The following is an 11,320-nucleotide window of genomic DNA, read 5'->3' on the forward strand; positions in this document are numbered from 1 at the left end:
GTTAGGCAAACTAATATTATGAACGGCATAACAAGCAGTATGGAAGATTATCTTGAGGCCATATCCATCGCCTATGACGGCGAGAAGGGCGCGCGCGTTACCGACATCAAGATACTGATGAACGTCAAGACACCCAGCGTAAGCGGGGCCTTAAAATCGCTTGAGGCACGCGGTCTTATAACCCACGAGAAATACGGCCGCGTAAAACTGACTAAAGAAGGCCAAGCCATAGCTAGGGAAGTAAAGAAAAGACACTATATAATATCGGAATTTTTGAGGGATATAGTCGGCGTGAGGCCCGCCACGGCAGAAATAGACGCCTGTAAAATAGAACACGTACTAAGCAAAGAAACTTTCCTAAAGCTGATGGAATTTGTAAATAATCATACGAAACAAAAACCACAGGAAAAATAATTTCAATCATATAAAAGGCCCCGATATCGGGGCCTTTTAAATTCTTCCTTTTAAGCCGCGGCAGCATAATCTGCCGAGCGGAAGTTTCAGCTGTTATATTTGGCGTCGAACTCCTGATCTGTCATCAACAAATAGAGTATTCCCTCTATAAAACCGACTATGGCCGGGATAATAGTCCAGGAAAACAACAAATATATAATGCCGGCAAGTATCCTGCCGTTATAAAATTTGTGCAAACCGAACCAGCCGCCCATAATGGCCAAAATGCCCGCGGCTATGCGGTCTTTTATCCTTTTTACTTCGCCGTCAACTTCGATGTAATGTTTTATCTGCATACGCCCCCCTTGATTGTTATATTATAGTATAAGATTATTGACTTTTACAGTAGCTTAATGTTATTCTCAAACTAGAGAAGGCAATCACTTTCACGAAGGGAGCCAAACAATGCAAACAAAAGAATATCTGCATAATCTTATGCAGAGTATCATTAAGAAAGATCCCGCCGAGAAATTATTTCATCAAGCGGCGAGCGAAGTCCTAACCTCTTTAGAACCGATATTGGACGCTGACCCCAAATACATAAAATACGCCGTACTGGACAGATTGGTGGAACCGGAAAGAGTAATATACTTCAGAGTGCCGTGGAACGACGACAAAGGCCTTACGCACGTCAACCGCGGCTTCCGCATACAATTTAACAGCGCGATCGGGCCGTTTAAAGGCGGCATCAGATTTCACGAGAGCGTTACTTTAAGTTCCTTAAAATTTTTGGCTTTCGAACAGACTTTCAAAAACAGCCTTACGGGCCTGCCTTTGGGCGGAGCCAAAGGCGGATCCGACTTTGACCCCAGAGGCAAAAGCGAAGGCGAAGTTATGCGCTTCTGCCAAGCCTTTATGGACGAACTTTACCGCCATATCGGGGAAAGAACCGACGTACCAGCAGGCGACCTCGGTGTAGGAGCCAGGGAAGTGGGTTTTATGTTCGGGCATTATAAGAAGATAACAAATAAATTCGTCGGAGTATTTACGGGCAAAGGGCCGTCCTTCGGCGGCAGTTTGATAAGGCCGGAAGCTACGGGCTACGGCGTAGTATTCTTCGCGGAAGAAATGCTTAAATGCAAAAGCGAAGGCATACGCGGCAAAACATGTATCATATCGGGGACGGGGAATGTCGGCATACACACCGCCGAGAAAATACTTCAAATGGGCGGAAAAGTGGTCGGCTTCAACGATTACGACGGCGCCATCTACGATAAAGAGGGCCTCAATGCCGAGAAACTGGCTTTCTTAAAAGATTTGGTCTTTGTAAAAAGAGGCAGCATCAAAGAATACGCCAAAAAGTTTAAGACGGCGGAATTCCACACGGGCAAAAAATCTTGGTTTATACCCTGCTATGCTGCTTTCCCAACCGCCTGCGAAAACGAACTGCAGCTTGAAGACGCGAAAACTTTAGTCAAAAACGGCGTAAAAATAGTATGCGAGGGCGCCAATATGCCCTGCACACCCGAAGCAGTCGACCTGTTCCAAAATTCTGGCGTATTATACGCGCCAGGCAAGGCGGCAAATGCGGGCGGGGTGGCGGTATCCGGCCTCGAAATGACGCAAAACACTATTCGCCTTTCTTGGACGCGCGAGGAAGTGGAAATCCAGCTTAAGAAAATTATGCAGAATATACATTCCGCCTGCGTCAACGAAGCCGCTATATACAATAAACCCGGCGATTATGTACTGGGCGCAAATGTGGCGGGCTTTAAAAAAGTGGCCGATGCCATGATAGCGCAAGGCGTAATATAAAACAACAAATCCGAAAATAAAAACCCGCTCTAAACAAGCGGGTTTTTTATCGCCTTGATAAAACATTTTATGCGTTTTGCATAAAACAATCGAAAGAAAATAAACCTAGAAAATACCCAGCACCCCGCATATTCTTACGCTAAATCCCGATAAAAACGGAGCTGCCCGCACGAAAGTATAAAATAAATAACGAATAAACAAAAAAAGCAACTCATTTTTAATATTTAGATAAGACAATCCCCCTTCAAACTTTATATACTTTAAGATATGCAATTATTCATCAATATAGACGGCGGAAGCCGCGGCAATCCCGGCCCCGGGGCGAGCGCGTGCGTCATCAAGGATAAAAAGGGCACTCTGCTTAAAGGCGAAGGCCAGTTTTGGCCGCAGTGCACCAATAATCAGGCGGAATTTAATGCCCTTAAACTTGCTTTACAAAGGGCTAGGGAACTTGGCGGCACGGAACTTTACATAAAGGCAGACTCCCAACTATTGGTAAAACAATTTCTGGGCGAATATAAAATAAAAAATCCGCAGCTAAAAGATTTGATGGCGGAAATAAAGCAACTATGCTCCTCTTTTAAAAAAATAAATATACAACATGTCCCGCGCGAACAAAACAAAGAGCCAGACCTTATCTGTAATCAGACGATGGATAAAGCTTTAAAAAGGCCTCACTCGCCCCAAGCGCAGATAAACCATCAGCTTTCCGCCTCTCCCCAACAAGAGGGAACGCAAAAAACTCCCGAAAAGAAAGAAGCCAGCGGGAAGAAAGGCAAGAAAAGCCCGATACAGCTTGAACTTTTCGATCTAAATAATTTATAAAATATAAGTACTGAACGGCAGACCGCCGCGTAAAAGCGGAGGAACTTCCGGACTCCCAGGGCAGGGCGCCGCGCGAAAGCGCGGGAGGGCGGGGCCATATCCCCGTTCGACGGAAAGTGCAACAGAAAAGATACCGCCCGCAAGGGTAAGGGTGAAATGGTAAGGCAAGAGCTTACCGCGCAGACGGCAACGCCTGCGGCAAGGTAAACCCCGCTCGGAGCAAGGCCAAATATGCCGATATACGGCCCGTATGTTAAGGCAGAGTAGGCCGCATAGATAAATGGTCTGCGCGCGCAAGCGTACAGAATCCGGGGTATAGTTCAGCGCGCCGCTTTCGCGGCGCTTTTTATTGGCGCCGCAATCGCTTTTATCGGCTCGTCTTTCTCCAATTAAACAACTTGCGCCTGAGCATACAGCTCCGCTTTATAATCCCCATAAACTTTTCGCGCGCCGTATTTATATCGCCTTGCCCGACCTTTGCCCGACAATAAATAAAAATCCCCCGGATTTTATCCGAGGGATTTTTCTTTTTATATTCGTATCAAACGATTATTGATATATCAAAGGGTTGGAGTTGCGCTGAGCTCTTTCAAAGGCGCTTTCTTCCTGTTTCTTTTTATATTCTTTATAATCGTTGCGGCTCTCTTCCTTGGCGCTGTAAGAATCTTCCTTCTTCACGGGAAATTTATAGGCCAAGCTCACCTGATAGACTTTATCGTCGTTAAGCTGCGGATTTAATATTGTGCCTACGTCAATTTCAAAGCCAAAGAGCTTAAGGCCGAAACCGAGGCTCCACTCCTCCCGTATCTCTTCCATCAGTTTAACACCGCCGCGTACGGCCAGCAAGTCGAACAGATACATCTCCGTACCAATGCGGACTCTGTTCTCTTTCTCTTTCAAGTAGGCTATAAAATCGCCGCTGACGGCCCAATAGATATTTTCAACGTCTACCGGCACGAAGAACATACCCGCAGACAATGTCGCGGGAAGAGGATCGGATTCTTCTATATATTTTATGTCCGTCCCCAAGTTCTTGATAGCTACACCGACGCCGAAATGTTTATCCAACACCGCCGTATAGCCCGCGTCAAAAGCGAAGGCGTCGCCGGTGACGTTGCCTTCCACCGGTTTTGCAAGTTCGGAGCGAAGATATTTACCGCTAATACCAAAGTAATGTTCCAAATCGGCCGAAGATCCGAAAACTTCCCACGGAGTAGTGCCGATATGTTCGCCTATGCTGAACGTGAACGACCAATCATCGCCGATGGATCTGCTGTAAATATCGTCCGTATTTCCCTTATCGAACATATAGCCGGAAACGGCGATGTTCAAAGGATTATTGCCGAATATGCTCAAAAACCCTACGGGTAAAGCCAAACCGCCGTAATGATATTTCATATCCAGCTGCGCTTCCGATACCGTACCCGCAAGCTGGAACGATTCAACCATACCCAAAGCCGCCGGGTTATAGAACGTCATACCGGTAACATCGTCGGCATACGCCGTAGCCGCGCCCGCCATACCGTAATAACGCGCGCCCATATCCATTTTAAGGAAAGGCAAAGCCGTACGGCCAGCATCCTGTGCGTATGCGGAAGCCGCCAAAACGGCGGTAAAAACCAAGGAAACAAAATATTTGTTTATATTTCTCATATTATTTCACCACCACTATTTTCTTAAGCTTCCGGTCTATCCCCGCGCCGTCTACGCGCAGCAGATATACGCCGCTGGCAACTATATTGCCGTTGCCGTTTCGGCCGTCCCACTCGATTACCTGCGTTATATCGCGTTGGACATTGCCGTCTTTTATCGTTTTAACAAGCAATCCGTCTATGGTGAAAATCTGCACCTTTATATTACCGTCGGATTTCGGCACGATCTCCATCTTTACCTTGCCGCCCTGCATCGGATTAAACACCGAATCCCTTATAAAAACTTCCTGCCCGCTGGTAGATTTTGTTACTATCGGGTTGGATATGCCCAAGGATACAACGCCGTAATTCTCGCGGTATTCGGTATTGGCGGCATCTTGATTGGCCTTATTGGAACGCAGTTTGCCGAATATCTGCAAATACACCAAGTTGTATCCCAACGCTGAAAATCCGTTCTGGATAGTAACTTCGCCGCTTAGGGTGTTGTCGTTTATAGATAAATTCCTGGGGATATCCAAATAGGTCGCGTCCACCGTATTTGCGCCCGGTATTGGGTTCATATCGGAATCCAACAATCTGGCGGAATGGAAGAATTCATAAGAAGAAGGCGACCATTCGCCAAGGCCTAAACCGTCCAAAGTAGTACTGAGCCCACTATCCACGGTAGTGGCAAACGGAGCCGTAAATGTTATCGTTTGGCCGTTGTCAAAGCTGTCCACCTGCGTTTGAACCCCGCCGATATTGCTGCCGGAAGCAAAAGTGAAATTAAGTTTATACGCACCGGTGTCTTCCGTTACGGTTGAAGGATAATATCCGTTCGCCATTTTATATACACCCAAAATATAGCGGCCCGTATTGCCGTTGAGCAAAGAAGGTGCGCTAAACGTTAATTCCGTAGTTTCATAAGTGGTCGTAATGCCCGTATGCCCCTGTTGATCTTCCGGCACGTCGGGCGGCAGTATCAAGTCCACAGCCGTTTGCATATCAGCGTCCAGCAATAACATACCCAAAGGCATATACATATTTTCCTTTATCTTGGGCATGGTAAGAACCGCTTTAAATTCGCCCTCAGGCAGAGATATGCTGTAATAATCCATATCGCTGGCGGGATTTATTTTGGCCTGAAGTTCTTTCTTTGCGATAGAGGCTATATCAACATCCGCCGCGGAACCTGGGCCGTTGTTGGGCTCGTATATGTCGCCGTTGGCGGTTATTATATTGTCATACGTTAAACCGTGCGCGTCAAAAGCCGCCTCAACCGCGCTGACTAAAGCACTGCCCGCACCGCCCTTAACCGTAGCCACGGCTATCATCGCGTCCCTAAATTCAAGCAAACTATCCGGAAAGAACATCAAAGCGTTCCATACCAAACTGTCGGCTTGGCTTGACACGGAAGAACCCGTCTTCCTCAAATCCCATAAAGCCTGGCTTAGGAACAAACTGTTTGTATGCTGCCCCATAGGTGCGCCGTTTGCTACCCACTTCTCCGCCGTATAAGAATCCGTACCGTCCAAGTCGCGCGCCATACCTTCGCCTTCTCCGTTGACATAAGCGCCGATTATAGAGGTATAAGGCTGGCCCGAAGCATTCTTCAAAGAAGACAGGGCAAAGTAATCCGATATAGCCTCTGATATCGCCGCACCTTCGTCAAAGTATATTATCGGCCAAATCTTGTTTACCACCGCGTGTACGTATTCGTGGCGGACTATCGCGCTTTCAAGCGCGAAGTTGACGTATTGGCCAGTGCTTACGTCATAGCGGCCCTGACCAATCAAAATTACATTGGCGTCCAAATCGTAAAACGCGTTTTGCAAGCCGTCGTCGTGACTGCTGTACTTGGAGCCGGACGCGTTTACCATTACGGGGATATGTTCGTTCAAATTAAAATTGCTGCCGGCCAAGTCAACAAAGTACGAGCGCATCGCGTTCAAATTGTAAAACGCGACCGCTTCCGGCGTTTGAATGTAGTCATTAGCCAAAGATACCGAAAGAGTAGCCGTATCGGTGGAGGTATATCTGGAGGGAGTACTCGTCGGTACGCACAATTTTTTGAAAGTAGTGATAGAATAATCGTTCACGCCCGGCGTATAGTCTGAAGGATAAGCGCCGATTGTCATAACTTGGCTAGGGCTGTAATTGGATATAAGCGGGCCGTTTAAAGAGTTGAATCTGCCGATATAAGCGCCCAAAGTCATAGCCTGGGGCAAATTGCTGCCCAAGAAAAGGAACTTCTTATCGGTTATATCGCCGGAAGTATTCATCGAACCGATATTCAAATTGGTTATCAGAGGATAGGAAAATACCGGATAATACCCCGCCGTATCGCAATCACTGTAAGTCTGCCAAGTCGGCCCTTTGAAAAATTCCGTCCACAAATTATCGCTGAAAGTTTCGCCCGAACCTTTTTCCACATAATACTTTGTCAGAGAAGCCTCATTGGTAACGGTGAAATACGGCCCGGAAAAAGTCGCCCACATTCTGCCGCTGGTGGTTACCTGTCCGTTTTCGTCCGTAAGCTGCGGGGCCTGGGGACTGCCTGAACCGTCAAAGGAATAAACATACATATTTTCCAAAGGCAGAGTCTGCGTGGAGATGCCCGGCGCCTTGGGATATACCGGGTTGATGTTTATAGAGAACTGTGCGTTTCGCGCCGCGTATAACAGTTTGCTTATTCTGTTTAATACGGCACCGCTCTGAGCGTCTACATAATAGTCCCATTTCGCGGGGGCGTTTTCTCCGCCTTGGACAAGCACCTTCCAAGCCAATTTGGCTTCACCGGTACCGGGAATTACATAAACAACTTTTTCCGCGGCGGATAAAGCCTTTCCGCCCGCATCCTGAGCCGCCACGCCCGCGGCATTGGCAGCAGATATGCTTTCTTTGGTGTCGATATTCAAATTGGGGATGTACGTGGACTGATAGTTAAGCAAAGCCCCGCTCTTATCTACGTTTACTTTTACGTAAGCGTTTTCCACCGGCAAATTCTTGTAGTATTGCCTAAAGTAGTAGTGCGTGCCGACTTCGGACTTTAAAGGTGCTCTTAAAAGTTTAAGGTCGTCCTCGTCTACGCCCAAAAAATCCTTGTTGCTTTTGATGAATTTTAAGGCGTTTTTCTCGGTCGAACCGACTTTTACGCTTCTGCCGCCGACAAGCGAGCGAGGTTTCTTCGTCTTGGCGTTTATTCTTATTTGCCAAGAGGAATCCGTCTTCTTGTTAAACTTTTCAAGTTTTTCCAACTCGGAACTTTCAAGTTTAACGGGCTCTTCGGAATCTGTTTTTACTATCGGGAACCGACGCGCATCCAAAGCCCGAGCCATTTCTAAAGGCGATGCAAAAGCGCTTTGCTGCATTAAAAAAACTGCGGCTAAAAACGCACATAACTGCTTTTTGGATAAAAGCATCAACAGCCCTCCTACAAGGATAAAATACAAAAATATATTTTTATTGTAGCATAAGATTAAATATTTGTATAATTTTTCATACTTTTTTCGCTTTTCGGAGGGATTATGACCGCTCATTATTGGGTTATCTTGGGCATTGTATTGCTTATAGGCGAGATCTTTACAATGGATTTTTCCCTAACCTGCTTTGCGATAGCATGCTTCGTTGCCGCAGTCTTAAGCTGGATAGGCTTGGGCACATATTGGCAGCTGGCCGCGGTGGCCGCGACTATATTTATCCTGCTCTTTACCCTTAGGCCGCTGGTGCTTAAATATCTGAACAAAAAAGGGCAGGCTTTCAAAAGCAATATGGAAGCTTTGATAGGCAAAGAACTTACCGTAAGCCAGACAAATACACAAACCGGTAAATGTTACGCAAAAAACGACGGGGATTTATGGGAACTCGCCTGCGAGGAAAAACTATCTCAGGGCGACAACGTTAAAGTTTTTAAAGTAGACGGAATAAAACTTTTCGTCAAAAAGGAGAACAAATAATGGAAAGCGTACTTATAGCACTTGTAGTCCTGGCCGTTATATTTTTTATATTCGGCATAAGGATTGTCCAACAGGCGGAAGTAATGATAGTGGAAAGATTGGGCAAATACAATACCACACTCACATCGGGGCCGAACTTCATTATACCGCTGCTGGACAAACCCAGAAAAATCGAATGGAAATACTCCCGCGATACCGCAGGAAGGCTTATTTCTTACCTGGTTATGATAGACCGCATAGACCTTAGGGAAACCGTTTACGATTTTCCAAGGCAAGACGTCATTACCAAAGATAATGTAAGCATACAAATAAACGCTTTGATATACTTTCAAATTACCGATCCGCTTAAGGCCGTTTATGAGGTTACTTCCCTGCCCACCGCGATAGAAAAACTTACCCAGACGACTTTGAGGAACGTCATCGGCGAATTGGAACTGGACCAGACTTTAATATCGCGCGAAACGATAAACGCGAAATTAAGAGCAATCCTTGACGAAGCCTCCAACAAATGGGGCGTGAAAGTAAACCGCGTGGAGCTCCAAGACATAACTCCCCCGCCCGCCATACGCGACGCGATGGAAAAACAAATGCGCGCCGAAAGGGAACGCCGCGCCGTGATTTTGGAAGCGGAAGGAACCAAGCGCGCTCAAATCCTGCAGGCTGAAGGTGAAAAGGAAGCCGCGATAAATAAAGCCGAAGGTTTAAAACAGGCTAAAATACTCTCCGCCGAAGGCGAGGCGGAAGCTAAAGTAAAAGTGGCGCAGGCGGAAGCGGAAGCCATTAAAATTGTCCGTGACAACTTAAACAATATCGCAAATCCCGCGAACTATTTAATATCGATAAAATACATCGAGGCACTGCAAAAAATGGTCGATGGGAAGGATAATAAGCTCGTCTATATGCCCTATGAGGCCACCGGCATCTTGGGCGCGGTAGGCGCAGTCAAGGAAATAGTTTCCAATACAGCAGTAAAGCCGCAGTAATCCGCATTTGACAATAAAAACGGCCCGGGCTATTTATGCTCGGGCCGTTTTTTCGCTATTAAAACTATCGGGGTTTAACGCTCTTAAATCCGTTTAGGACTTCGCCGGATAGCAATTCATAATCCTTCAGTTTAGAAGAAGGCGCTATAAAAGAAAGCACAAACTTGCGTCCTCCTTCATTAAAAAAATAGCTGTATGAATTGACGTTAAGCGCCGTCTTCTTTGAAAAGCTGACATTCTTCCCGCCGATATTTAGCTTTCGGCCTGGATTTGCGGCAAATTTCTTCTCGGGCGCATATTTAGCGGTCATTTCGTCATTAAAATTCTTGCTGTTCTTATATACAGGCTCAAGCCACATTATGGCGTCGGGATCCTCTTTTATCGTTATACGGCCCTCTTTCCTGTCCTGCGGTTTGGGTGAAAGTTCCGCCGGCAAAACAATAACATAAGAATATAAATCTTCGCCTTCGGTTATGTTAAACGCGGCTTGCAAATTGCGAGGGGACAATCTCTTTACGTTCCACTCTGTAAGCTCGGGCGCGGGACGCTCTTGTCTGCCGCTTTGCAAGTCGTCGACATCTGCCGATATTTTTCCCCCTTTGGCAGCGTTCTTCCCGAACAAAGCTTTAGTCAAGCTCGAGGCGGCTATCCCCAAAGCGGCCTCGCCTTTCTTGTTGCCGATTTCCTTTTCCCCTTCCAAAAGATCCTTTTGCATCGTTTTGGGTGTCATATAATTAAGTTCGACAAATTTACCGTTAAACGGCGCAGTTAAAACTATCGAGCTCAATTCCCCCATATCAAAAGTGCAAACCTCATACATTATCCGTCCGTACATCTTCTTGGAAAATAAAGGCTTCACCTCTTCCCCGCTTTCAAGGGAATATTCCGCGATTCTTGCTTTTATGTCTTCCGCCTCGTCACGTAAGGATATATTGATGTCAAAGCCGTCCTTAACGTCTTCGGCATTGGCCTCAATATCGTAATTGCTTACCAAGATATCTTCCTCTTCTTTTCTTACATTCAAACTTGCCGGCACCAAAAGAAATACCGCCTCGCTCGCGTTTTGCGTCAAAATTACGGGCTTATATTTATCGGCCTTGCCTTGCTCCTTCAATACCTTATTTATATCCTGAACGGATGCAACTTTCAAGGGTTGTTTGTTGCGCTCTTTAGTAAGATAATAATCCTGAGCAAAGGCTGTAAGAGAAACGCCCATAAACAACAAAGCCAAAACTTTTTTCATTATTCCTCCTTAAAGTACACTTAAATATCTGTCGCCGCCGTCGGGCGCTATCGCGACGATGTTCAATCCTTTATTTTCCGCCCTGCCGGCCAATTCCAAAGCGGCGGCATACGCCGCACCGGAAGATATGCCGCAAAACAAACCTTGCTCAATGCGCAGCTCCCGCGCCGCGCTGAAAGCCGCTTCACCGGCGACGGGCAAAATCTCATCGATAAGGCTCGCGTCAAACAAGGCCGGCACAAAACCCGCACCTATACCCTGTATCTTATGCGCGCCGCTCTTGCCGCCGGAAAGCACCGCGCTTTCCGATGGCTCTACCGCGACGGCTTTTGTAGTGGCGTTTTTCTCTTTTAGGTATTTCGCCGTGCCGCTTATAGTACCGCCCGTACCAACCCCGGCTACCAGTATATCTACTTTCCCGCCTAAATCATTATATATTTCCCCTATTTTTATTAATGTACTTTCTCTTTCTCT

Annotated in this window: 10 protein-coding genes and 1 other RNA gene; 6 read left to right on the forward strand and 5 right to left on the reverse strand. The window is 46.6% G+C overall.

Translation table 11 applies throughout. The features are described from left to right. Positions 1–18 precede the first annotated feature (18 nt). Positions 19–414, forward strand: a complete 396-nt coding sequence (locus ACQY3M_RS01975; protein WP_428065736.1) for a metal-dependent transcriptional regulator — start codon at positions 19–21, stop codon at positions 412–414. A gap of 86 nt (positions 415–500) precedes the next feature. Here ACQY3M_RS01975 and ACQY3M_RS01980 read toward each other — a convergent pair whose 3' ends face one another. Next, positions 501–749 (reverse strand): TM2 domain-containing protein, encoded by a 249-nt coding sequence (locus ACQY3M_RS01980; RefSeq protein ID WP_428065738.1) that lies wholly within the window; start codon positions 747–749, stop codon positions 501–503. 109 nt (positions 750–858) lie between these two features. On the opposite strand from ACQY3M_RS01980, the gene gdhA reads away from it, so the two are divergent. From gdhA to rnpB, 3 genes are all read left to right on the forward strand, one after another. Next, entirely contained in the window at positions 859–2,208 is a 1,350-nt protein-coding gene (gene gdhA, locus ACQY3M_RS01985) for an NADP-specific glutamate dehydrogenase (protein ID WP_428065740.1), read from the forward strand. A 267-nt stretch (positions 2,209–2,475) separates the two neighbouring features. Further along, a complete protein-coding gene (locus tag ACQY3M_RS01990) occupies positions 2,476–3,033 on the forward strand; it encodes a ribonuclease HI family protein (RefSeq protein WP_428065742.1) in 558 nt (185 codons plus the stop codon). Between the two features lie 6 nt (positions 3,034–3,039). After that, positions 3,040–3,365, forward strand: an RNA gene (gene rnpB, locus ACQY3M_RS01995) — RNase P RNA component class A. Between the two features lie 217 nt (positions 3,366–3,582). On the opposite strand, the gene ACQY3M_RS02000 is transcribed toward rnpB, so the two are convergent. Both ACQY3M_RS02000 and ACQY3M_RS02005 read right to left on the reverse strand, forming a co-directional pair. Further along, positions 3,583–4,686, reverse strand: coding sequence for a hypothetical protein (locus ACQY3M_RS02000; protein WP_428065744.1), 1,104 nt, complete (start codon positions 4,684–4,686; stop codon positions 3,583–3,585). Between the two features lies 1 nt (position 4,687). Then, positions 4,688–8,086, reverse strand: coding sequence for a M4 family metallopeptidase (locus ACQY3M_RS02005; protein WP_428065746.1), 3,399 nt, complete (start codon positions 8,084–8,086; stop codon positions 4,688–4,690). 105 nt (positions 8,087–8,191) lie between these two features. Between ACQY3M_RS02005 and ACQY3M_RS02010 the strand changes: the two genes are divergently transcribed. Both ACQY3M_RS02010 and ACQY3M_RS02015 read left to right on the forward strand, forming a co-directional pair. After that, on the forward strand, positions 8,192–8,620 hold the full coding sequence (locus ACQY3M_RS02010) for an NfeD family protein (RefSeq protein WP_428065748.1): 429 nt from the start codon (positions 8,192–8,194) through the stop codon (positions 8,618–8,620). After that, positions 8,620–9,603, forward strand: a complete 984-nt coding sequence (locus ACQY3M_RS02015; protein ID WP_428065750.1) for an SPFH domain-containing protein — start codon at positions 8,620–8,622, stop codon at positions 9,601–9,603. Before ACQY3M_RS02010 ends, ACQY3M_RS02015 begins: the two co-directional genes overlap by 1 nt. Before the next feature lie 64 nt (positions 9,604–9,667). Here ACQY3M_RS02015 and ACQY3M_RS02020 read toward each other — a convergent pair whose 3' ends face one another. After that, entirely contained in the window at positions 9,668–10,846 is a 1,179-nt protein-coding gene (locus ACQY3M_RS02020; protein WP_428065752.1) for a hypothetical protein, read from the reverse strand. A 9-nt stretch (positions 10,847–10,855) separates the two neighbouring features. Further along, positions 10,856–11,320: PLP-dependent cysteine synthase family protein (locus ACQY3M_RS02025; RefSeq protein ID WP_428065754.1), on the reverse strand; the 465-nt coding region annotated here is incomplete at its 5' end.

Origin of the sequence: Candidatus Proelusimicrobium volucris, assembly GCF_959605025.1 — a bacterium.
Classification (GTDB): Bacteria; Elusimicrobiota; Elusimicrobia; order Elusimicrobiales; family Elusimicrobiaceae; genus Proelusimicrobium; species Proelusimicrobium volucris.

Excerpts from the sequence above, each read along its gene's own strand:
- ACQY3M_RS02020 (WP_428065752.1), bottom strand. The coding sequence starts at position 10,846 with ATGAAAAAAGTTTTGGCTTTGTTGTTTATGGGCGTTTCTCTTACAGCC.
- ACQY3M_RS02010 (WP_428065748.1), top strand. The coding sequence starts at position 8,192 with ATGACCGCTCATTATTGGGTTATCTTGGGCATTGTATTGCTTATAGGC.
- gdhA (WP_428065740.1), top strand. The coding sequence starts at position 859 with ATGCAAACAAAAGAATATCTGCATAATCTTATGCAGAGTATCATTAAG.
- ACQY3M_RS01980 (WP_428065738.1), bottom strand. The coding sequence starts at position 749 with ATGCAGATAAAACATTACATCGAAGTTGACGGCGAAGTAAAAAGGATA.
- ACQY3M_RS02000 (WP_428065744.1), bottom strand. The coding sequence starts at position 4,686 with ATGAGAAATATAAACAAATATTTTGTTTCCTTGGTTTTTACCGCCGTT.
- ACQY3M_RS02015 (WP_428065750.1), top strand. The coding sequence starts at position 8,620 with ATGGAAAGCGTACTTATAGCACTTGTAGTCCTGGCCGTTATATTTTTT.
- ACQY3M_RS01975 (WP_428065736.1), top strand. The coding sequence starts at position 19 with ATGAACGGCATAACAAGCAGTATGGAAGATTATCTTGAGGCCATATCC.
- ACQY3M_RS01990 (WP_428065742.1), top strand. The coding sequence starts at position 2,476 with ATGCAATTATTCATCAATATAGACGGCGGAAGCCGCGGCAATCCCGGC.
- ACQY3M_RS02005 (WP_428065746.1), bottom strand. The coding sequence starts at position 8,086 with ATGCTTTTATCCAAAAAGCAGTTATGTGCGTTTTTAGCCGCAGTTTTT.